Genomic DNA, 24162 nt, shown 5'->3' with positions numbered 1-24162 from the left:
TTGACCTAATGATTATCCGCGAATTTGACTAGCAATCTGATTATCTGTGTCTTCAAGGATTTGAGCTGATTTATTCAATTGTTGAGAAACTTCATTCAACAAACGAGCCATATCCATGAATGAAGGCTTTAATTCTTCGTACTGACCTACGAAAGCCTCACTGGAAGAACCTTCCCAAATACCAGTTAAATGATCTCTCATTCTATCTAAACGACCAATCATATCCGTTACTTGTTGGCTCTCATTATCATATTGTCTAGCTACATCTTTCAGTTCTGAAGGTGTTACACGAATTTGTGACATAGAAAAAATCCTCCTTTTATCTTATATAGTACATTTTAATAGAACCATACATTTTCTGCCATATAAATAGACGCAAAGTCGAAAAATGGTAAATTATGATTATGCAAAAAATCCTAAATATGGCATTATAAAAGTCTATATACCTGTTTTCCCCAATATTTAAACCCTTTTTTACATTAATTTTTAACTTTTTACTTTTTTATGGTAAAAAAAGTTCCTTATACCCAATATTTCTGAACCATCATCCAATAATATGGTTTCAAACATAATATTAGGGACTTTAGACTTACTTTTCCAGGAAATTAATCAAACGTTTGATTAAATCCTGAAAATCAAACGTTTCCATACTGTTCGATTTTATAATTGATGGAATCCCAAATCATTCAAAAATGGACACTCGAATGAACGGGGGTCCTTTTTTACAAAGATATTTGGAACTGGTTCCGCTTTTTTCGGCCTATTATTTCGGCTAACCACTCACCTCAGCTAAAGCAGAAATACGTCATATAACGGGAATCTGTATATCCAACAGAAACAGGCCATCTCTTCCCAAAGGTTTTTGGAAAAGTGATGACCTATATACTTAATACATGATTCACTTTCGTTGCTTAGTCAAATAACCCGTTCCAAAAAATGTTTCAAAAACCGATCACTTTCCACATTCGTACAGACCTTTATTCTTGATTCGCCATCCTTTTGACCAATTGTCCTGCCTGTTTCTTCACCCTCTGTCATCACCTTGACGTTCATCCATTCTGTATTCACAAAACTTGAATCAACCGCAACCCCGACAGCAAGCGGATCATGAAGGGCGCAACCGCCCAAGCCTGGATGGGAGTTTTCATATGCTTTCATATAATAATCGGTCATTTCCGCTAAAAATTTGGCGCTTTCCTTACCAGTGGCACGCCAACCATCAAGATTCGATTTCAACAGATATGTTTGGAGTGTAACATCAAGCCCCACTAGGGTGATTGGCAGTCCTGAAGCAAATACCTGATCAGCTGCTTCAGGATCTGATATTATGTTCGCTTCAGCATAGGGCGTTACATTTCCTGGTACGTTTACGGCACCGCCCATAATAACGACCTCTTTTACTAAGGGCATGACCATTGGGGCTTTTTTAATCGCCAATGCGATGTTAGTCAGTGGTCCAACTGCAATAATCGTAATTTCATTCGGTCGGCTTTTCACTTGATCGATAATGAAATCTGCTGCATTTCCTTGTGATGCTTTGATGGTTGGTTCAAACTGAAGAGTATTTCCTAACCCGTCTTCCCCATGAACATGCTTCGGATATTTCTTCTTCCTTCCGCGCATCAAAGTTTGGTCAGCACCTTCAAAAACCGGAATGCGCCTATTTAATTTCTCCAAAACGGCAAGTGTATTGCGGGTCGATTCAACAACGGGCACGTTACCAAAGCAAGTGGTGAATCCGAGCACTTCCAATTCCGGGGAATTTAAAGCATACGCCATTGCCATGGCATCATCAATCCCAGTATCAACATCAAATATGATTGGTTTCAATATTTCCACACCTTCCAAAATAGAGAAATAACAAATTGATTGCCCTCTCTTTTCTCTTCCTTATGTATCATGAAACACTGTTTTCCAACTGAATTTTAACATTCAACGATAGGCAGTTCCACAGAAAGTTAGGAATACTCTTAATTCACAAACAAATGACAATGCCAGCTGCTTCTTGTATCTACCGTAATAATAGTTGACCGCTCATAAATATCAATGATATAAAAAGTGAGAAGAAGAAGTTGCATCTGAGTAGTGACCTAATCCTCATCAGCTTGTTCAATGCCATTTCGTCTACTACAAAAGCAGTTATGAATACAACCGTTACGAATTTATGATATCCAAGGTGGAAAAAGGATGAAAATGTTTAAGCTGATTGAAGATGTTCCTTCTGCGTATAAAAAAGGAACAAAATTCTTTTTAATATCACATTCAGAATTCATTGGCGTGAAAAGTTATGTATTACTGGCTGAAGATTTGAAAGGAAAGATCGAAGTGACGGAAGAGGAATTGAGGAGTAAATTCATTTCCATCCATTGATTTAAAAAGCTCCATTTGGTTAAGCTATAAGCTGCTTAGCCAAATGGAGCTTTTCCTTTCCAAGTCGATGGGATTGAACCAGCGACTTGGAAAAAACTGAATATGTGGAAGGAAAGGACATGTACATTATGGTGAATGTTTTCTTAAAAACTATGATTCTAATGAGCCGGAAATTTTCATCCACCTCATTTTTGACGAATGCAACATACCAACCCTTATTTACAGTCTATTTACGGAATAACTCATATTCCATCCCACAGCAGGAGAAAGCATTGTTAAAGTCAATACCAAATCAGATGAAATTCATTCATATACTATTTGGTATGGCTTCATGGGGCTGATTCTATATACCTCTTTCGAATAAATGCATCTTAGAACCAGAAGATCCTTTGCCTTCTATATTTATTGTTTTTTTGATTCACACTATGCCATATAATAATCAAATTTCAATAAAATAGTGAAGTATTGGCGTATAACGATGAAGCTCCACCAGAGTGAACAAATAGAATGTTATCCTCAGGTTTAAAGGTGCCTTTTTGGATTAAATCGATGAGTCCCGCTGCCGCTTTACCCGTATATACCGGATCCAGCAAAATCCCTTCCGTTCTTGCCATTAGCTTGACTGCTTCCACCATTTCAGGTGTAGGCAAAGCATAACCAGGACCGACATACTCATCAAAACACGTAACAGCCTCACGAGGAATTGAATTTGGAATGCCGATGTGTGCTAAAGTTTCGTTAACTAGCTGATAAACTTTCTCTTCTTGTTCAGCTTTTCCTCTGCTTACATTTATTCCGATTACCGATATTCCACTTTGGTTTCCATGAAATCCGGCCGCCAAACCAGCATGCATTCCTCCGCTTCCGCTTACACAAATAACTGCTTTCAAATCAATCCCTTGGTCAAATGACTGTGCCAAGATCTCCTGTGCGCAAGCAACATATCCCGTTGCACCAATAACATTCGATCCCCCAACCGGAATGATGTACGGGCTATGTCCAGTCTCTTTTACCCCTTTAGCTATTTTCTGCATTTCCTGCATTAAGTCCGCTCCATTAGGCACTACTTTTATTTGTTCAGCGCCCAATAAATGATAGAGAAAATAGTTACCGTTAAAATCTGGTTCAGCATTTTCAAGACCTTCTTCCAACACAAGAATGCACTTCATTTTTTCTTTAACCGCTGCCGCTAATGTTAAACGGCAATGATTGGATTGAATGCCTCCACATGTAATCAACGTATCCGCACCTTTTTCCAATGCATCTGCAACAAGGAATTCCAGTTTCCTTGTTTTATTTCCCCCAGCCGTCAGACCAAGCATATCGTCTCGTTTAAGATAAATAGAAGGACCACCAAGAACTTCAGAAAGATGGTGTAGCTTCTCAATGGGTGTTTCTGTTGGTGTATATCGCTGTCTGGGGAATTGTGCTAAATTCATTTTTAAAAATCCTCCTGATATTTTTTGTTTAAGACTGGCCATATTTACATTAAAGAAAATTGAATATCAATCTGCCTTCCCTTTTCAATTATATATCATTAAATAATAGCCACCGCTTCTATTTCAATAAAAGCATCTTTAGGTAAACGAGCAACTTCAACCGCACTTCTTGCCGGATAATTATCAGGGAAAAACTCTCCATATACATGATTCATCACGGCAAAGTGATTCATATCGCTTAAGAAAACCGTTGTTTTTATTACCTGCTGTAAGCTTGATCCCGCCGCTTCTAAAACCTTCTTAAGGTTCTCCAATGACACCCTTGTTTGCTCTTCAATATTATCAGGCATTTCTCCAGTTTCAGGATCAATTGGCAGCTGCCCTGAAGTGTAAACTGTATTTCCTGCCTTAATACCTTGTGAATAAGGTCCGATAGCCTTGGGGGCTTCTTTTGTTATGATCGCTTCTTTTATCATATAAACCACCTCTTTTTTTTGTGTGTAATCCTATTAATACGTAATAGAATTTAATTTCCATTTAAATAAAACGCTTACATTCACCACAAGCCTTCCCTCTTATTCTTTCCGCTCAAAATCACACTCCATCAGAGGAACCATTTTTGTTTTCTTAATGATTTTATAACCAAGCCAGAGAAGCAAGAAAATAGGAAGACCAATGTAGGTAGCCAGTATTTCCGCCCAGCCAATCTGATGTCCGAAAAAAAGAGTCTGTCCAAAAATGAAAACCACAAAAAATAATAGTGTGATAACCGGACCCAGAGGGTACCATTTGGCTTTAAACGGCAATTCATTTAGATCTCTGCCTTGGGCTACATAGGCCTTACGAAAGCGGTAATGACTAACGGCAATCCCGAACCATTTGATAAATCCGGTAAGGGCTGAAGCATTTACCAACCAAATAAAAACGGAACCATTTCCAAAAAGGGAAGCCAAAAAAGAGGCAAGCCCTATAAAAGCAGTTGTACAAAGGGCCCACATGGGAATTCCCTTCCTGTTAAGACTTGCAAAGATGCGTGGTGCCTTTCCTTCTTTCGCCAGTGCCCATAGCATACGTGAAGAAGCATACATTGCTGAATTTGCAGCTGATAATACAGAGGTAAGAAGCACTGCATTCATGACGGAAGCGGCAAATGCCAACCCAGCTCTCTGAAGAACGAGCGTAAAAGGACTGATAGATACATTTTGAACGCCGGATTTAAGCAGGTTTGGATCCGTATAAGGGATAATCAAACCGATAACAAAAATCGTCAACACGTAGAAAATAAGGATTCTCCAGAAGATTGACCGAATCGCTTTCGGTACGTTTTTCGATGGATTTTCGGTTTCACCGGCTGCCGTCGCAATCACCTCCGTTCCCTGGAATGCAAAGCCCGCGATGAGCACAACACTAAAGATAGATACAAGCCCGCCATGGAAAGGAGCATCTCCTTGGGTAAAGTTACTGAACCCGACCGTATGTCCTCCCATAATTCCAAAAATCATGGCAACCCCAATAACGAGAAACACGATGATCGAGATGACCTTAATACCGGCAAACCAGTATTCACTTTCCCCATATGCCTTGACTGATAAAACATTTAAGATTAGCAACAAACCCAGAAAAAGTGCGCTCCACAAGATAGAAGGTGAGTCCGGGAACCAATACTTCATAATAAGAGTAGAGGCCACCAAATCTGCAGGAACCGTTATTGCGGTTGTATACCAATAGTTCCAACCTAACGCAAAGCCTAACGCAGGATCAATATACTTTGAGGCATAAATGTCAAAAGCCCCCGGAACCGGTAAGAAGGCCGACAGTTCTCCTAAACTATTCATGACAAAATAGACCATGATTCCTACCAGAATATATGCAGCAAGCGCTCCTCCCGGCCCCGCAGTGCTAATCGTCGATCCGCTGGATACAAACAATCCAGTTCCAATTGCACCACCAATGGCCATCATCGTTAAATGTCTGGATTGCAGCTTCCTTTGTAATGATCCTTTTGAATTTCGCTCTTCTAGGGTGTTACTTATCTCTGCTTCTAATTTTCCCATAGTGTATCCCCCTGTCTACTCATAGTTCAAATACAATTGGTATGCAGGTTCATCTTGTTGTTCTTTTAAAAAATGTCTTTATTGAAACATTTTTATAATTTTCGGTCAATTATCAAAATACCTCTGCCCTCCGCTTTTAATTCAGCCGAGAAAATGCTATAAGCACTCTCCCGCATTAATTTTAATTAGTAAAATAGATGAATTTAACATAATTTATACTTTTCCAACTTGCGATATAGGGTAGATAGGCTAATCTGTAGTTCCCTGGCAATTTGTTCTTTATCATTTCGATATTTTTCAGCCAGGAAATAGCTCTGGATTACTTCTTTTTCATATTCTGAAATCATTTGTTCTAAGCTTAATCCATTGCACTCAACAGAGAGATGGTCCTGTTGAAAGAGATAGTCAGGTAAATCTTGAAAGCCCACAATATCCGATTCGGCCATATTGATCATATATTCTACGGCGTTTTCCAATTGCCGTATATTACCAGGCCAATCATAGCCAATAAGCCATCGCTCCAGCATGGGGTCAAGTCTCATTGGATTCCTTTGCATGATCATACAATGTTTATGAATGAAATGTTCGAGATACAAAGTGATGTCATCACGCCGTTCTCTCAAAGGTTTGGTATGGAGAGGGAGGACATTGAGACGATAATATAAATCTTCGCGAAAGGTACCGTTTCGCACCATTTCCTCTAAGTTTCGGTGAGTGGCTGCAATCACCCGTACATTAATCTCGATTGCTTTTTTTCCACCGATTCTTTCAATCTCTCTTTCTTGTAAAACCCGTAATAACTTTGGCTGCAAGAAAAGCGGCATATCACCAATTTCATCAAGAAAAATGGTTCCTTTGTGCGCTAATTCAAATTTCCCCATCTTCCCATTCCTACTCGAGCCGGTAAATGATCCGCCCTCGTAACCAAACAACTCACTTTCCAATAAGCTCTCAGGTATGGCTGCGCAATTTACTGCCACAAATGAATGCATTCGGCGCTTGCTTTCAAAATGAATCGCTTTGGCTAATAATTCCTTTCCCGTACCGCTATCTCCCCTTATCAAAACAGTGGATGGGCTGTTTATAATCCGTCTAGCTTTTTTAATAACATCTTGAAGCCCGGAATCTTTCCCAAGAATGTTTTCAAAAGAAATAGCTTTTTGGGGAATAGGTATCTCTTCTTGAATTTTGCAACCCGGTTCTTTATCAGGGTCCAGCATTGCTAATTTATTGACTAACAATGTACTAACATTGCGGAGAAACTGTATCAGATTCTCTGATTCTATAATCATTTTCTCCTTTTGTTCATGGGAAAAACCAATCATGCCTATGACGCCAACCGGTTTGTCTTGCTTTACAATTGGAAACCCGATTGTAGCGAGTTCTTTGCATTGATTTACGAATTTACAACTCCTACACTGCGACTCATCTTTTTTCACATCGTAAACCACTCCAGGCTCCCCTGTTTCCAATATCATTCTGAAAAAGGAGCCTTCCGGAGCCGTTTTGCCAATGAGATCTTTATAGTAGCCAGTTCCGCTAATACGAACGCCCTTTTCATCAAGCACGGTTATATCCAGTCCAAGGATTCCTGCTGTGTTCTCAGCGTAATCTTGAATAAACTGCTGCATGCCGATAAAGCCTGCCATATTATCCTCCTTTGCTATTGCGCTTTATGAATAATAAAATAAATTTATTATAAAATAAATTTCTACGCTTTGCACAAAGAGGAGACAGCTTTTTCTATGCCACCCAGAGCATTTTTCAACATCGAACGTGGACAAGCAATATTGAGCCGCATAAACCCTTCACCTTCCATACCGAAAATCTGCCCTTCATTCATTGCAACCCTTGCCCGGTGCAACATAAATTGATCCATTTCTTCAACTCCCAATTCCCGGCAATCAAGCCATACAAGGTAGGAGCCTTCAGGCTGGATGACTTTGATTTGCGGGATGTTTTTGCTGAAGTAATTCATGGTGAACTCCAAATTCCCCTGCAAATATTCAAGGAGCTGATCCAGCCATTCTTCTCCGTGTCGGTAAGCAGCCTCTAACGCAACAACGCCAAATATGTTCGGCGAACCAATGGATAATGTATGAAGTTCCCGTTCATACCTATCGCGCAGTTGCTGATTTGGAATAATGATACTTGACGTCTGCACACCCATTAGGTTAAAAGTTTTGCTTGGAGCAATGCAGGTAAGAGAATGGTTCGCAAACTCTTCTGATATAGAAGCAAAAGGAATATGGGTATGTGTCTTATAAACAAAGTCAAAATGAATTTCATCTGCGACAACGAGAATATTGTGCTTCATACAAAGCTGCCCCAGTCTCGTCAATTCTTCTTTGCTCCATACCCTTCCGATCGGGTTATGTGGACTGCACAGAATCAACATTTTTACCGATGAATCTATCTTTGCCTCCAGGTCTTCGAAATCTATTAAATAACGCCCATTTTCAAGCTTAAGCGGGTTGTTTACAATTTCACGGCCATTCGCTTGGATCACACGGGCAAAATGATGGTATACAGGAGGTTGGATAATTATTTTGTCCCCTGTCTGCGTGAAGGACTGAATCGCCAACGAGAGAGCTGGAATCACTCCTGGGCTGTGGGTAATCCATTCTTTCTCAATGGACCATCGATGTCTTCTTTTCAGCCAGCCAACAATGGATTCCATGTACGAGTCCGGTCTAAGCGTGTAGCCATAAACACCGTGCTCCACACGTTGTTTTAATGCTTCGATGATAGGTTGTGGAGACTGAAAATCCATATCGGCCACCCACATCGGTATAACATCCTTTACACCAAAATGATTTTCAAGATCATCCCACTTTTCGCAGTCAGTGTTCAGTCGACGGATTTCTTGGTCAAAATTATATTTCATCGAGTATCTCTCCTTCTCATGTTTGCTTGTGTACCTTGCCTCTTTTATATATGCAATTGTCATGCCAACCCATTTCTCCTATAAAATCTCCTTATTTTTATAGAATTACTTGGTCGAATCCCCTTATACCGCGGTCATTTTTAAAAACCCTCTGATCATAAGCATTTACACATTTGCAATCATGGTAAAATTTTTGCATGGATGATAAAATTCAAAGATTTCATTTAACTTCTCTAGTGGGTGGCAACTTCTTCTGTTTACTCCATTCTTCATAACCGCCTACAAGACTTTTTACTTCCTTAAAACCATGAACTTGCAGAAGGCTTGCAGCGATGGCTGATCTTCCTCCGGTTTTGCAATAAACCAAAATTGGTTTATCATGTGGAAGTTTAGGTGCCTGTTCTTGTAAATGACCAAGCATGACGTGATTAGCTTGTGGAAAATGGCCTTCCTTCCATTCGTTCATGCTTCGGACATCTAGCACATATATGCTTTCTGTCTGAATGGCGTCTTCTACCATGTCCATTGTCACTTCTTCATAATTCATAACACGCGAATCGGATTCTCCTGCCTGCTCAATGATATTTGGATCCATTGTTGCAATGACGCGATCCAACCCAATGGACTGGAGATCTTTTACAATACCTGCAACATCAGCATTGCATGCTAGAAGATATATAGGCTGGTCATAATCCAACAACCATCCCGCCCACGTTACAAATGATTTGTTATAAGGGATATTCATTACCCCTCGTATATGCTTGGTGGCAAATTCGCTGGCTGGACGCGTATCAACGACAATTCCCTGTTCCGTCCATTCCTGCACAATATCTATTGAAACCTCCATATGATGTGGTGTTGCCATCCTTCTAATTTGCTGCGCTCCCTCTTTATTCAACCACTTCATCATTGAAAAATAAGGGGGTGCCTCCGGCTGTCCAGCCAACAGCGCTTCTATAAAGCGATCCTCATTATCATATTGCAATGCCCAATTTGTCCGTTTTTCATATCCGATGGTTGACGACGGGATTGCACCTAGCGCTTTTCCACAGGCACTGCCCGCTCCATGTCCTGGCCATACTTGCAGATAGTCAGGAAGGTTTTTAAACTGCTGCAGAGATCGATACATCATGCTTGCCATTTTTCCCGAGGAAGCGTGCACCCCTGCGGCTTTTTCTAATAAGTCGGGACGCCCCACATCACCCACAAATACAAAATCTCCGGTAAATATGCCGAGCGGATCCTTGGTAGATGCACCCCCATCTGTTACGAGCAGCGATATATGTTCAGGTGTGTGTCCTGGTGTATGTACCACCTCAAAATTGATATTCCCAATGGAAAATACGTCTCCATTTTTTAGAAGGCAGTGTTCATACCCAGTTGCGTACTCATATTTCCAGTCCGCCCCTCCTTCATCAGACAAATACAATGTGGCCCCAAGCCTTGAAGCTAGCTCCTGTGAACCAGATAAAAAATCCGCGTGGATGTGCGTTTCCGTTACACCCACGATCCGCACACCATGTGCTCCAGCCGTTTTAATATAAGGTTCTATATTACGTGACGGATCAACAATGATCGCTTCGCCAGTAGCCTGACATCCCACAAGGTATGAAGCTTGAGCCAGTTTATCATCATAAAAATACTTTAATAGCATAAATCCTTCTCCTTTCAGGCACCTCGGATACTTTTGTTTTGTTATGGCCATCAACGTTTTTACATCTTTCCTTTAAGCATTCCGTTCCAATACATAATGGGAAGCAAGTTTTTCTTCAATAAATACATACTGAGCCTCTCACGGGATTGATCGATTGGAAAGGTTTCTTGCGGCTGTAAATCATAATTGAACTCAGCCAGTATAAGCCGCCCATATCCGGTAACAAGCGGACATGACGTATAGCCGTCATATTTATGAACCATAAGTTTGGCACGCATCCGATGAAGTAAATTTTGCACAAGCACTGGCGCTTGTTTGCGAATTGCAGCCCCCGTTTTCGACGTAGGCAGGTTTGTGCAATCCCCTATGCCGAATACATTGTCATAGTGTTGATGCTGAAGTGTATATTTGTCCACATTCAGCCACCCATTACTATCCGCGAGCGAACTATTCTTGATAAAATCGGGAGCGCTCATGGGTGGTACCACATGTATCATGTCATAGTGCATATTCACGCGCTCTTCTGTGTTCAGGTTTTCAAATGTCGCTCGCTTCTTGTCACCATCAATTTCAACAAGATGATGCAAAAAATACGTCTCTATTTCTTTTCGTTCAATTATTTTATTTAGTGCCTGTTCATATTTTTTCACATTGAATATGGATGGGTTCCCTGAAACAAAAATAACCGAAGATTGCTGGCGAACTCCTGATTTTTTGAAATAGTCCTCTGCCATATACATTATTTTTTGAGGAGCCCCACCGCATTTTACCGGCGTGTTCGGATTGGTGAAAATGGAAGTCCCCCCCTTGAAGTTTCTGATCGCCTCCCAGGTGCTATCAACATGATCATAAGAGTAATTACTACATACTCCATTCTTTCCAATACTCTCTTTTAAACCTTTGATTTTATGCCAGTCAATTTGAATCCCGGCTGCAACAACTAGGTATTCGTAGTGCAGTTTCTTTCCGGATGCTGTTACAACAACATTTTCATCGGGCTCAAATGTGGTAACCGCATCCTGTACCCACACGGCTCCGTTCGGAATAACGGATGCTTCCTCCCTTTGTGTCACAGTTTTGTCAGCTTCACCAGCTCCTACAAGTGTCCATAATGGCTGATAATAATGTTTCGTGGCAGGGTCAATGATGGCAATGTTTCCGCTAAGAGTACGTGATTCACGCAAAAGGCGGGCTGCAACCGTAATTCCGGCACTGCCACCTCCTACAATCAAAATTTTGTAATGTTTTTCATTCTTCATCTTTGCCATTCCAAGCACCTCATCTCCAATTTATAAAGTAGCTCACCAATCTAACGCTTCAACAATAATGATTAGCTTGTTTCGCCGACAGCTCCCCCTCCAACAAGTCCGAGCATAATCCCCTAAAGCAAAAAAGTTATATTGAAAAGCTATATATTCTTCTCTTCCAGAACTAAACGCTGTATTGTTACTATGCAAAAAATAGGTTGATAAAACCGGTTATTTTGAATATTTATTGGCTTCAGATTAATGCGGGTCTCTGATTAACGTTACAAAGTAGAGCAGCTCTAATTGAGTTTCAGTATTGGATTTGATGGAAGCGGCACCGAAATCTTTTTGGATAGGCACCCTCCCAATTAAATACTAGTAAAAAATGATTATCTTTTTAATTTTCCACTTTCTTCTACGATATGATTGAGAAACTGTTCAACCTCTTCCTGGCTTTTTCCGCTTTTACTTACAAAGCGATTAAGTTCCTTCCCTTCTTGAAAAGCAATAAAGCTTGGAATTCCATACACATCTAGCTTCTCTAATAGTTCCGGAAAATGGTCTCGATTTACTGCGATCATATCTATTTTTTCTTTATACGCTTCTTCTACAATTGGCATGAATAAATTGGTACTCTGACAGTCTGGGCACCATTCAACATAAAATTTGGCAACAACCGGTTTTGTTGATAAAATCGCCTCGTCAAACTCTTGCTCGGTTTTGATCTCTTTCATAATTACAATCCTCCCTATATTTTGTTCTCAATGTTATACTGTTGTCTCCATTACTTGATATCGCTCTTGCATCAAGATATCTTTCGCAATCCAGAGCAGCCATACAACCACTTCCTGCAGCAATAATTGCTTGGCCGTATTTATCCGCACGTAAATACATCAGGAATATTCGTTTGCACCAGGATTCACGGTGATATATTCCATATCGTCCGTAAATTGATCCACATCTGCCGAGCAAACCAAGTACGAATCCGACAATAGTTCCTAAAAACAATGGAGAGGAGTACTTGAATAGTCGTCATTATCTCCTGAGACTCTTACCAACAAAGCTGAATATTTGGCCATTCAGCTCTCCCTCCTTTCTTGATTTACTCTTATTTATATATGCAAAAACCATGCCAACTAATTTCTCCTGTAAAACCGCTTGTTTTGCACACCCCACACTTTATAAATTCTCAATTTTGCCACCATTCCTCTTAAAAAGACTTTCTCATCAAGCTTGATGCCTTCTTAGGAATGGGAACTACTTTTGCACCTGTAATAAAATCAACTTGTATAAAATGGTTCTCTAACATATCGGTTAACGAGAACTTTCATTTCCGCATCGGTTAACTGAAATAGGATACATAAACAATGTTAATGTGTTACTTCTGATGAAAGAAAAAAATCGCCTTCAATTTATTTAGGCGATTTAACGTTACTGGTATTATAGAATTAAAAACTGGATGTATGTGTCGTCCTTCAGTTCAATCCTAAGCCAGGCTCAAAGAGACTGGATAGGCCTTACATGAACAGAATTTGTGGCTAACTTTTTCTTCCACACATCACGTTTATCTTCAAAAGGCTTTATTGGACACCTGCCTTTTGCATATCACTTTTTAAACCAAGTCGCTCACGATATGACTAACCCTCATCCAACTTCAAACGTTTGTCCTCTCGCATTAATTCTTTGCTGCTTTTAGCCATAGAAAAATCCCCTCCCAGGTAAACTGTTAAGAACATTTTTTCATGTTCTCTTTTTCCTCAGTCTACCTGTAGGGGATAATTCTTATTTCAAGTCTTCAATCGAATCAATATCGACGTAATCCGGTACGACCAGTCCAAGCTTTGTTCCTTTTAAGTTTGGTCCAAGGTCAACCATTTCATCTTTATACTTATTATAGTATTCAAGATGTGTTCCCGGGAGCCATGCAGCTACCATTGCGTCCGCACTTCCGTTTGCTACACCAGCAAACATTGGCCCCACTTCGACCTGACTCAATGTTACATCATAGCCATTCTGCTCCAGTACCTTGCCAATCACATTCGTACTGGCAATTTCCGTGTCCCAAGCAACATAAACCAGTTTGATTTTTTCACCATTTCCTGATTCAGCACCTTTGGTCCATGCGGATACTTTGTCCTGATTTTCCTTTATCCATTTTTCTGCTGCTTCTGAAGGAGACATGCCTTCAGTAACTTTGACCATTACATCTTCCATATCTTTAGTATCCCAGAAGAATTGATCAAGAATTTTATAAGCACCAGGTGCATCTTGTTCGAGGCCTTTTCTGGCAATCGAATTGATATTTTCAGCCTTGCCGAATGATTCATTCGGATCTTCGAGATATTTCAAGTCATATTTCGAGAACATCCAATGCGGTGACCATCCTGTAACGACGATTGGTTCTTTTTTATCAATTGCTTTTTTCAATTCTGCAACCATCGCTGCCGATGACCCTTCAACCACGTTCCAATCATCCAGCTTATAATCATCTATAGCCGTTTTAGTCAGCTTCATTATTCCTGCTCCAGGTTCAATTCCGATGATTTCATAATTGGCCTTGGCAGCAAGACTGTTTTCATCCCCGTTCACAGCTTTTTCTTTTGTAAAAGCACCGAATAGTGCAGTACCTACAACAAGTAAAGCCAATATTGTAAAAATGATTTTCCTGCTAACGATATGTTCGTAAGCTGGTTTACGAAGGTTTTGCGTGATACGATCTAAAATGATTGCAATGATTACGATGGATAATCCTGCTTCAAATCCTTGCCCAACATTAATTTGGCTGACAGCCCTGTAGACATCAGCCCCAAGTCCGGGTGCCCCAACCAATGAGGCTGTAACAACCATTGACAGTGCGAGCATGATGCTTTGGTTAACTCCTGCCATAATCGTTGGAGTAGCCAATGGTATTTGTACCTTGAATAACTTTTGGCTGCTGGTTGAACCAAAAGCATCCGATGCCTCGATCAAATCATTAGGCACTTCCTGAATCCCAAGATTGGTCATTCGGATTGTCGGTGCGATAGCGAAAATGAATGACGCAATGATCCCAGGTACTACCCCTATTCCAAAGAATAATATCGAAGGAATCAAATAAACGAATGCAGGCATCGTTTGCATGAAATCCAAGATCGGGGTTACGATATTGCGCACGGTTTTATTTTGGGCACACCATATTCCGATCGGAATCCCGATCACTATGGTTAAAGCTCCTGACAATATAACGATTGCCAGAGTTTGGATGCTTGATTCCCAATAACCAAGATTATCGATCAATAGTAAGCTGATGAATGCAAATACTCCCAATGGCCATCTGCTTGTATAAGTAACTAGAAGGGTCAGGACGATGATTAAAACGATCGAAGGTCCTGCACTCATTACATCGACCAAGATATTCAATAGACCCTCGATCACATTTGTAATAAATGTAAATAATCCAGCAAATACAATAGTTATCCAATCCACCAAAGAATCGACCCAAGCTCCTAGTGGGATTTTCGGCATATTCATTGAATTATTCACTCTCCATTTCATTCAAGGAATCTTTATTGCCGGCCAAAGCACCGATAACGGCACCGCGAAGAAGGATTCCTTTAATTCTGTTCTGATCATCGATGACTGAGATTGGCAAGCTTGAAGTCGCCATCACATCCATGAGGTTTCCAAGTAATTCATCCTCTTTTACAGTTGGGATATCGGTTGACATCACCTCTGAGATCGATTGGTCATTGCTCATTGCCTGACGAGCCTGTTCAGCAGTCACGGCCCCCAATAACTTCTGCTTTCTATCCACAACAAAAATGCTGGAATACCCTTGTTTACGCATGATTTCCAAGGCAACCCTCGGACCTCTGTCCACCGCGATCTTCTCTGGGCGTATCATCACATGAGACGCTGTCAATACTTTTGACAGATCAACATCTTCCACAAACTTCTCGACGAATTCATTGGCTGGATTCATCATGATTTGTTCAGGGGTTCCCAATTGAATTACACTTCCATCTTTCATGAGGGCAATTCTATCCCCTATCCTTAATGCTTCATCAAGGTCATGTGTAATGAAAATGATCGTTTTTTTGTACTGATCTTGGATTTGAATCAGCTCATCCTGCATATCCTTACGAATCAATGGATCAAGGGCACTGAAGGCTTCATCCATCAATAGGATATCCGTATCACTTGCGAGTGCCCGGGCTAACCCAACCCTTTGCTGCATACCGCCGCTAAGCTGGGATGGCAGCTGATTTTCGTAGCCTTTCAATCCAACGGCCTCAAGAGCCTTCATCGCATTTTCATGACGTTTTGCTGGATCTACTTTTTGAATTTCGAGCCCGAATTCAGCGTTTTCCAATATCGTTTTATGTGGAAATAAAGCAAAGTTCTGAAAGACCATGCTTATCTTCTTTTGTCTGACTTCCCTTAAGCGGGCCGCGTTCATCTTCACGATATCTTCATCATCAATTAAAATTTCACCCAATGTCGGATCGATCAAACGGTTGAACATGCGGATCAAAGTGGATTTCCCGCTTCCGGATAGGCCCATGATGACAAAAATCTCGCCGGGATAAATCTCGAAATTAACATTATTCACTCCGACCGTTTGTCCTGTTTCTTTCAAGATTTCCTTTTTCGTTTTGCCTTGCTTCAATAAGTCTGTTGCTGCTTTTGGAGATTTGCCAAAAATTTTCGAGACATTTCTGACTTCTACATACGGCTTCATCAATTCACCTCATTCTAATAGTTGCCCATATGATATTCAGTTTTGCTGAATTCCCCCGTTTTATGCGAGTGATGATTATTAATGCACAAGTACCTTGAAATAACGAAATTCTACCCCAATCTTTTTCAAAAAAAAGTGGAAGTGACACTTATTCAGTGGCACAGGGCATAACGTGCATAGAAAAAATAATCTATATTTATTATTCCCAAGAAGCAGTTCTTTACTTGGATTATATTATGTGTGATTAATTGAGCATTTCAAGTAGGGAAAAAGAGGTGCAATCACAACTGAGGAAACTAGCAGGCACAACATATACCAACTGTAATATAAACGATTTCCACTTAGAGTTTTGTCCGGATGACGGACTTACGACTACCCTCTAAAGTACTTCATTTCCTTTACCAGGTGGAATGATACTTGCAGTGCAGTATAACACCAAAACGCATAGAAATATGATTATGGGATTCCCAATGTGTTTAATTTGAGCTTTGCAGGGAAAAGAGGTGCAATACAACTGAGGAAACTAACAGGCACAGCATATACCAACTGAAATATAATGGTTTTTTATTTTAGAGTTTTGTTCAGTCAAAGCACTCAGAATGAACCTGTATCCCTAAAGTACTTCATTACCTTAACAAAGAATGAATATAAGTTCAAATGATGTGGGACGGAATTCTTGCCTAAAAAGCCCATTTTCACCATCGATTCCAAAGGTTCCAAAAGACTCTAAAAACCTTGATATACCAACACTTTGGCTTCCTATAATCATAAACGCCCATCATCCGCCGCAAATTTTTTTCAATTTTTTTTAAAACTATAATGATCCAAAAAACGGAAGAAGCGATTTTCAGTCATAAAAAATGGGTAAATATTTAGCGGTTCTGGAACTGGCAAGATTGGAATATCCTATTTTTTTCTACGGTATATTTTAATGCAGACACACGTGGAAATGTGTTTCATTAAAAGAAAAAAGCCTTGAAACAACAATTTCATTTCAAGGCTGATCCATATCATCAATACATACTAATTGGCATTCCTATGTTCATCAAAATCGATTTGGCATTCCTCTAGCGGTATTACTTTTGTTTTCTTAATGAACTTATAACCAAGCCACATTATCAGAAAGAATGGGATGCCAAGATAGGCAGCGATTACACTTGCCCAGTTTATGCCATCACCGAGAAAGGCTTGATAGTTTTGCGCCAATAAAACGAAAAAGCAAAGAACAAAGGAAAATATCGGTCCGAAAGGAAACCATTTAGATTTATAGGGAAGATCGTCCAGTGAATACCCTTGGGCAATGTAAGCCTTTCTAAACCGGTAATGACTAGCCGCTATACCCAGCCAAAATATAAATCCAGTGACTCCAACCGCATTCATAAGCCAAATATAAATAACTCCATCACCGAAAATGGAAGCAAAAAAAGCCAACATCCCTACAAGTGAAGTGACAACCAGTCCCCAAATGGGAACGCCGCGTTTGTTAAGCTTCCCGAAAATACGCGGTGCCAGCCCATCTTTTGCCATTGAGTATAACATTCGGCTTGTCACGTAAAGACTTGAATTACCAGCGGATAATACGGCTGTCAAAATGATGGCATTCATCACGGAAGCAGCAAATGCCAGTCCCACTTTTTCAAACACCATCGTAAATGGGCTAACCATGATCGTGTGTCCCTGCAGATTGCCATTCGTATAGGGAACGATCAATCCAATAACAACTATGGCCAGGATGTAAAAGAGGAAGATTCTCCAAAAAATGCTGCGAACTGCACGAGGTACATTTTTTGCCGGGTCTTCACTTTCACCGGCTGCAACACCGACTATTTCTGTACCTTGAAAAGAAAATCCAGCAGCAATGAAGATACCCAATGTTGCCAAAAAACCACCGGCAAACGGAGCGTCACCAACTGTGAAGTTTTTAAAACCAATCGCATCCCCATTCATGATTCCGAATATCATCAATATTCCGACAACGATAAAAATGATGATGGTTGCGACTTTGATGAGGGAAAACCAATATTCCCCTTCGCCATACCCTTTAACAGATACGTAATTTAATAAGAATATCAAAACTAGGAACAAAGAACTCCATAAAAAAGACGAGCTGTCAGGAAACCAAAACTTCATTACCATCGTAGCGGCAGATAGTTCTGCAGCAAGGGTCATCGCCCAAGTGAACCAATAGTTCCAACCAAGCGCAAATCCTAATGCCGGGTCAATGAAACGTGAAGCATAGGTACTGAAAGCTCCGCTGACTGGCATAAATGATGCCAGTTCCCCGAGGCTTGTCATAATAAAATAAACCATTATGCCAATTACGGCGTAAGCGACCAAAGCACCGCCAGGACCTGCAGAATGAATGGCCGGCCCGCTTCCGAGAAACAGTCCTGTTCCAATCGCACCGCCCAGCGAAATCATCGTAAGATGGCGCGCTTTCAGCTTCCTTTGTAAAGAATTTGACGGCTGGTTTTGTTCATTTATGACAGGTGGTTGCAATTGCCGATTTTCCAAATTAGATTCCCCTCCAAAAATGCATATTTAATCTAGCACGAATAGGTAAAGTCGATCATTCCATCAAATGGTCATTTCCTGCATTTCTTACTATTTCAAGGTCATTTTCTCTATTGCTGGGACCTTTTTTTGGATTTCTGGGAACTAGTAGCATTTACATAACGATATTAGGCTTAAAACCCAAGTCAATGGGCTATAAGCCTAACGTTTATTCGGATATTCCGCACTTCATATTATGTTGTAGGTAAACTCCTATGAATAAATGAATTCCAATCGATTTGATGTAACCAGCTTGCCGTTGCTTCGATATCTTTTGAAAAGATACGATCTTGTGTAATGCTCGGAATGAGCTTTCTTGCTTCCGTATAAAACTCTTTTGTAAACGGAGCCATCTTTTCTATTCCACGGTATTCCACCGCTTGCAAGGCACAAATGAGCTCGATCGACAAAACGCGGCGAACGTTTTGAATGATTTGATGTGCGTGTCGGGAGCCAATCGTTCCCATGCTTACATGGTCTTCCTGGTTCGCTGAAGATGGAATGGAATCAACACTTGCAGGATGTGCGAGTGTTTTATTCTCAGAGACGAGTGAAGCTGCACAATATTGCATGATCATCGCTCCCGACTGCAAGCCAGGCGACGGACTTAAGAATGGCGGTAAATCATTCAGCTGAGGATTGACGAGTCGCTCAATGCGGCGCTCTGAAATGTTCGCAAGCTCGGCAACGGCGATTTTCATGAAGTCCATCGCAAATGCAATCGGCTGGCCATGGAAGTTACCCCCTGAGATAACCTTTTCCCCATCGTCAAAAATAAGCGGATTATCCGTCGCAGCATTCATTTCGATCTCCAATTTCTCTTTTACATAATCAAGAGTTTGCCATGATGCACCATGCACTTGTGGGATGCAGCGGAGCGAATAAGCATCCTGTACCCGCAGTTCTCCTTGCTTGGTGATGAGCTGGCTGCCGCTGATCATGCGAAGGATCCGTTCCGCGACCTCTGTTTGCTGGCGGTAACCGCGTGCTAGATGAACATCCGGATCAAAGGCATCTTCAATGCCGCGTAATCCCTCTAAAGTCAGTGAAGCAATTGCTTCAGTTTGATGTGCCAGCTGTTCAGCTTCAATGTAATTTACTAGGCCCATCCCTGTCATGGCCTGTGTTCCGTTAATTAATGCAAGACCTTCTTTTGCTTTAAGTGTCACTGGAAGAATGCCTTCCTTCGATAAAGCTACGATGGCCTCCATTCGCTCTCCTTTATAAAACACTTCCCCTTCTCCCATCAATACTAGCGCTAAATGGGAAAGCGGCGCCAAGTCCCCACTTGCTCCAAGAGAACCTTGCTGAGGGATGACCGGGTGGATATGAGCATTCAAAAGATCGATCAAACGTTCAATGACGATAGGACGGACGCCTGAAAACCCTTTTAATAGCGCATTGGCACGGAGAAGGACCATAGCTCTCGAAACCACTTCTGGAAATGGTTCCCCGACTCCGCACGCATGGGAGTGAATCAAATTCCACTGTAGCTGCTCTGCGTCCTCCGCATCAATCAAAACATCGCTGAACTTACCAAAACCTGTTGTGATGCCATAGACGACCTTCTTTTGTTTCACGATATTTTCAACGGCTTCCCGGCTTTTTTCCACTTTCTTAACACTCTCGGCAGAAGCCGTGACAAATGCCTCTCCATACAATACTTTTTTCGCTTCTTCAATCGTTAAAGTTTGACCCGTTAACATAATCATTTCCAGCACCCCTATTCTTTTTTTAAACACACAAAAGGAGGCCATATTGACAGACTTATCCAGTCCTTCAATACAGCCCCCTATTTCACTAAATAACTATAGGCTTTTAATTATTCAAATGTGGTTAATTCCCAAGCCAACGGCTTCATGTTCAAATCCCCGAACCGGTGCTCCAATCGTTCCATACACGGCGACAGCAATCCATTCACCTTCGTCCCCGTTTTCAAACGGCCTGCCCCGAACGATTGCAAACCGAAGGCCCGCAGTCCTCAAAAGACCGCCAAGCTCGACTTGGCCGCGTGTCACTCCTTGGAGTGCTTCGATGATCGCATGATACAGCGCATGCATTTCACGATACATATCGGGATTGACTAATCCAAGTCTTTTCGCTGATGTCTCAATGGCCGCAACTATTTTCTGCAGCTCCATTGAACCGACTTTACCTTTTCCATAAAGCCAATCCATCCGCTTTAGATTATTCGTCAATATGACTTCTTCCTCTTCGTCCGCAAACGCGTACATGATTGCATGGCGCCCGATTCTTCTGTCGAATTCCTTTGTCATGCAGGTACCTCTTTTACAATTTTCTAAATACACTAATAACTAATATTATTGTAAGCGGATACAAGCCATTCAGTCAATATATTTTTAAAAAATAAATCTTTTAGGGGATGATCCATCACTCCCCAATGCCGCTTTCTACCCGTACAGCTCTCATCGATATTCTTTGAAAACCCGTGAATGCAAAAAAGCCCTTCTCATTAACGTCCTGGAAAATGGGCTTTTTTTCTGAAACTTTTATGTACATCTCCATATATTCTAAATGTTTTTCAAGAGCAAGTAGATAAAATACGGCGCTCCTAAAATCGAAACGATAATCCCCACTGGCGATTCCATTGGGGCCATGATGACTCCTCCTAAAGTATCGGCAGATAGCAGCAATAAGGAACCTAAGATTGCAGTCAGTGGCAGTAGTTTTGCATCTCGCCCCCACTTCTATATGCGGTGCGATCAGGCCTAAAAACGTAATGCCCCCGCCCACCCAAACGCATACACCTGCCAATGCGACAGAAATCAGCAATAAAAGCCTGCGTTCCTTTTCTATCTGTACTCCAACTCCAATGGCAATCGATTCACTAAAATGTGGCTAAAAGAAATCCAGACATTCATGTAACAAGAATAAAGGCCTCCCGACTTTAATCGGAGGACTTTAACTTTATGGATATATATATTCATTCATTCGTTTCCAATGCTTCATAAATCGCAGTCACAACACTTCCATAGCTTCCTGTTTTGAAGAGGTCACCAAAAAACTGATTGGAATTGGCTACAGGGTTAACGAGCGGAGAGTGCTTTTTATTAGTTAGTAGCACAATCCCTAAATCCTTCTCCGGATCAATGATCGTGACCGTCCCAGTCCATCCAGTATGACCGTAGGCACTGTCGCTCGCATAAGGGCTGAACATCCACTCCATGCTAGCATCGCCATTTCGTCTCCACCCAAGTCCATATGTAGGATTCATCGCGGACGGTGCGACGAATTCAGCGATGGTTTCTTGATCAAATAACATATGTTTACCGTATCCCCCGCCATTCAGCATCACCTGCAGGAGGATGGCCATATCTTTCGTATTGGAGAAAAGACCTGCATGCCCTGAAACTCCCCCCATCGAATAAAAGGCTTTTTCATCATGTACTTCCCCTTGAAGTGTGTATGTGCGAATGTTAGGGAAATCTATCACGCCGTCCCGGGTGTTACCAAGCAATTCAGTTGCAGCAAAATCCATTGGCTTAGAGCCCTTTTGAAGAGGATTGAACTTTGTATTCTTCAAGCCAAGCGGCTTGTACAATTCATTTTCAACATAGGTGTCAAGCCGCATCCCCGTTATTTCTTCAACAATGGTGCCAAGCAGCATATAATCGACATCACTGTATACATTCTGTGTTCCGGGTACATATGTGAGCGGTGTTTTGGAAATGAACTCGATGGTTTTATCCCGTTCCTGGGAGTAGAGTTCTTTCGAAACTTTTGGATTATGATATTGCGGATCAGGTCTAAAACCTGCAGTATGATGAAGAACATCAATAACCCTCAGATTGTCCTTTCCTTTGATCACATCCTCCTCCGTGTCTTTGAATTCTGGAATGTATTGCTGGACTCTTGCCTGGATATTAAGCTTTCCTTCGCTGACCAATTTCTGAATGGCAAAATTGGTTGCATACATCTTCGTGTTTGAAGCAAGGTCAAATAACGTTTCATTTTCCATTTTCCGAAACTTCTTAAGAGGTGTATGTTCATTATATTTCTGTTTGTACCCGTAGCTTTCACTTTTAACGATTTTTCCGTCCTTTATGACAATCAGCGCAGCACCAGGGAAACCGGCAGCCACTTCCATTTCAATAAGCTGATCCACCTTTTCCAGCTTTTCAGACGAAAATCCCGCTTCTTCAGGTTTTTTTGCTTTCTTTAACATGGGATACTGGCTGGCAGTTTCCTTACTCACAGCGGCTTCCTGATTCGAATTTTCATTAGCGAAAGACACGGATGGTGCTAGTAAGGAAAGAGCCAGAATTGAACTAAGTGTGCAGCTTGTCCATATATTCACCATTTTTTCACCCCTTTAAAATCGCACCTTAATAACTAAGAAACAACTTGCCTTTTGACCCATATCGAAAGATTCATTCCGATCTATTTTGTGATAATCGTGTATCCTTTTCCGTTCCGGGTAGCGATCGGGTATCTTGTTCTCAAGTTGATAAATGCGCAAATTTCCCAAAAGTAGATAAAACTTACAAATAATTCTCAATTTTTAGTATATATGTTTTTGAACATCATTTCAATTTGATATATATATTTTTAAAATGGATCTTTTCGTAAAGATTGTTGTTTTTAAAACGAAACGATTTAAGGTTGATTGGAGCGGAAAGCGAGCATTGGAGGGGAAATCAACCACACCGCATTACTTGGTGAATAGCAACAAAGTATGCGAAAACAGCCTTTAAAATTATATTTCAAATCATGAGCATAAGTCTTCTCCATTTCAAGAGGAAAAGCCGATTATTATAAATCATTAATTAAAATACCCAGTAAAAGCACCGATAAGAAAAAACCCTCTTTTTTACTTTCTAAAGCTTCACTCAACATCTCAACCAATTGTTTATTAAATCTCACTATAATCATTCGGATATGTCCCAGAAATCGATTTCATTTCTTTCTCTCCTCCACCATATTCTAAATCACTTTTTCCACATAGCTAGTACAAGTATAAAGTGATGCGAATACGCTAAGAGCTTTTAACTTCATTGCATAAGAAACGCAGAAGATATTAATACTATTTGAGAAATAAAGGAATTTTACAGATTTCAGTTGCTATCTGAGACAAGTATAGGGTGATGAAAATGTGGAAAACGATTGTTTCCTACCTTCCAGAATGGCAGGTTTTTATACAAGCTTTTATTGCGTTCGTTATTCCGTTTGTAATCAGCGAATTGTTTAAATGGCTTCGTACCTCAAAGGATGAGTGAT

At 40.9% G+C, this 24162-nt stretch carries 19 protein-coding genes and 1 pseudogene; 2 read left to right on the top strand and 18 right to left on the bottom strand.

Features of this window, described 5'->3' with window-relative positions; genetic code table 11:
* Nucleotides 1–12 precede the first annotated feature (12 nt).
* Both QNH43_RS01865 and QNH43_RS01860 read right to left on the bottom strand, forming a co-directional pair.
* Entirely contained in the window at nt 13–303 is a 291-nt protein-coding gene (locus tag QNH43_RS01865; RefSeq protein ID WP_034306171.1) for a WXG100 family type VII secretion target, read from the bottom strand.
* Nucleotides 304–915: 612 nt separating this feature from the next.
* On the bottom strand, nt 916–1830 hold the full coding sequence (locus QNH43_RS01860) for a nucleoside hydrolase (protein WP_283916603.1): 915 nt from the start codon (nt 1828–1830) through the stop codon (nt 916–918).
* A gap of 357 nt (nt 1831–2187) precedes the next feature.
* Between QNH43_RS01860 and QNH43_RS01855 the strand changes: the two genes are divergently transcribed.
* The gene (locus QNH43_RS01855; protein WP_076372505.1) at nt 2188–2370 is read left to right on the top strand and encodes a hypothetical protein; all 183 of its coding nucleotides are present in this window, start codon (nt 2188–2190) and stop codon (nt 2368–2370) included.
* 446 nt (nt 2371–2816) lie between these two features.
* On the opposite strand, the gene QNH43_RS01850 is transcribed toward QNH43_RS01855, so the two are convergent.
* The 16 genes and pseudogenes from QNH43_RS01850 to pbp4b all read right to left on the bottom strand — a co-directional run bounded on the left by QNH43_RS01850 (nt 2817) and on the right by pbp4b (nt 23242).
* Complete coding sequence (locus QNH43_RS01850; RefSeq protein WP_283916602.1) at nt 2817–3809, bottom strand: D-cysteate sulfo-lyase; 993 nt, start codon at nt 3807–3809, stop codon at nt 2817–2819.
* Nucleotides 3810–3907: 98 nt separating this feature from the next.
* On the bottom strand, nt 3908–4285 hold the full coding sequence (locus QNH43_RS01845; protein WP_076372497.1) for a RidA family protein: 378 nt from the start codon (nt 4283–4285) through the stop codon (nt 3908–3910).
* 99 nt (nt 4286–4384) lie between these two features.
* A complete protein-coding gene (locus QNH43_RS01840; RefSeq protein ID WP_283916601.1) occupies nt 4385–5863 on the bottom strand; it encodes an amino acid permease in 1479 nt (492 codons plus the stop codon).
* A 203-nt stretch (nt 5864–6066) separates the two neighbouring features.
* Complete coding sequence (locus QNH43_RS01835) at nt 6067–7512, bottom strand: sigma-54 interaction domain-containing protein (protein WP_283916600.1); 1446 nt, start codon at nt 7510–7512, stop codon at nt 6067–6069.
* A 62-nt stretch (nt 7513–7574) separates the two neighbouring features.
* Nucleotides 7575–8750 carry a MalY/PatB family protein gene (locus QNH43_RS01830; RefSeq protein WP_076372491.1) on the bottom strand — a complete coding sequence of 392 codons (1176 nt, stop codon included), beginning with the start codon at nt 8748–8750 and terminating at the stop codon, nt 7575–7577.
* A gap of 220 nt (nt 8751–8970) precedes the next feature.
* A complete protein-coding gene (locus QNH43_RS01825; protein ID WP_283916599.1) occupies nt 8971–10404 on the bottom strand; it encodes an MBL fold metallo-hydrolase in 1434 nt (477 codons plus the stop codon).
* Nucleotides 10405–10463: 59 nt separating this feature from the next.
* Entirely contained in the window at nt 10464–11663 is a 1200-nt protein-coding gene (locus QNH43_RS01820; protein WP_283918267.1) for an FAD/NAD(P)-binding oxidoreductase, read from the bottom strand.
* A gap of 377 nt (nt 11664–12040) precedes the next feature.
* Nucleotides 12041–12385, bottom strand: a complete 345-nt coding sequence (locus QNH43_RS01815) for a thioredoxin family protein (protein ID WP_283916598.1) — start codon at nt 12383–12385, stop codon at nt 12041–12043.
* Between the two features lie 58 nt (nt 12386–12443).
* Nucleotides 12444–12598: pseudogene (locus QNH43_RS01810) on the bottom strand (thioredoxin-disulfide reductase); the annotation flags it as partial.
* A gap of 835 nt (nt 12599–13433) precedes the next feature.
* Nucleotides 13434–15161 carry a glycine betaine ABC transporter substrate-binding protein gene (locus tag QNH43_RS01805; protein WP_283916597.1) on the bottom strand — a complete coding sequence of 576 codons (1728 nt, stop codon included), beginning with the start codon at nt 15159–15161 and terminating at the stop codon, nt 13434–13436.
* Between the two features lie 4 nt (nt 15162–15165).
* The gene (locus tag QNH43_RS01800) at nt 15166–16371 is read right to left on the bottom strand and encodes a quaternary amine ABC transporter ATP-binding protein (protein ID WP_283916596.1); all 1206 of its coding nucleotides are present in this window, start codon (nt 16369–16371) and stop codon (nt 15166–15168) included.
* Between the two features lie 1023 nt (nt 16372–17394).
* Nucleotides 17395–18792 carry an amino acid permease gene (locus QNH43_RS01795; RefSeq protein WP_283918266.1) on the bottom strand — a complete coding sequence of 466 codons (1398 nt, stop codon included), beginning with the start codon at nt 18790–18792 and terminating at the stop codon, nt 17395–17397.
* A 326-nt stretch (nt 18793–19118) separates the two neighbouring features.
* Complete coding sequence (hutH, locus tag QNH43_RS01790) at nt 19119–20636, bottom strand: histidine ammonia-lyase (protein ID WP_283916595.1); 1518 nt, start codon at nt 20634–20636, stop codon at nt 19119–19121.
* 114 nt (nt 20637–20750) lie between these two features.
* Complete coding sequence (hutP, locus tag QNH43_RS01785) at nt 20751–21200, bottom strand: histidine utilization transcription antiterminator HutP (RefSeq protein WP_076372477.1); 450 nt, start codon at nt 21198–21200, stop codon at nt 20751–20753.
* Nucleotides 21201–21315: 115 nt separating this feature from the next.
* Entirely contained in the window at nt 21316–21678 is a 363-nt protein-coding gene (locus tag QNH43_RS27690) for a hypothetical protein (RefSeq protein ID WP_434060219.1), read from the bottom strand.
* Nucleotides 21679–21868: 190 nt separating this feature from the next.
* Nucleotides 21869–23242: a penicillin binding protein PBP4B gene (gene pbp4b, locus QNH43_RS01775; protein ID WP_434060182.1), complete on the bottom strand. Its 1374-nt coding sequence runs from the start codon at nt 23240–23242 to the stop codon at nt 21869–21871.
* A gap of 793 nt (nt 23243–24035) precedes the next feature.
* Here pbp4b and QNH43_RS01770 point away from each other — a divergent pair.
* Entirely contained in the window at nt 24036–24161 is a 126-nt protein-coding gene (locus tag QNH43_RS01770) for a hypothetical protein (protein WP_283916593.1), read from the top strand.
* Nucleotide 24162 lies beyond the last annotated feature (1 nt).

The sequence above is a fragment of the Peribacillus simplex genome (genome assembly GCF_030123325.1).
Classification (GTDB): Bacteria; Bacillota; Bacilli; order Bacillales; family DSM-1321; genus Peribacillus; species Peribacillus simplex_D.
Note: the sequence above shows the minus strand (reverse complement) of the source record. Positions and strands in the feature narration are given on the sequence as shown.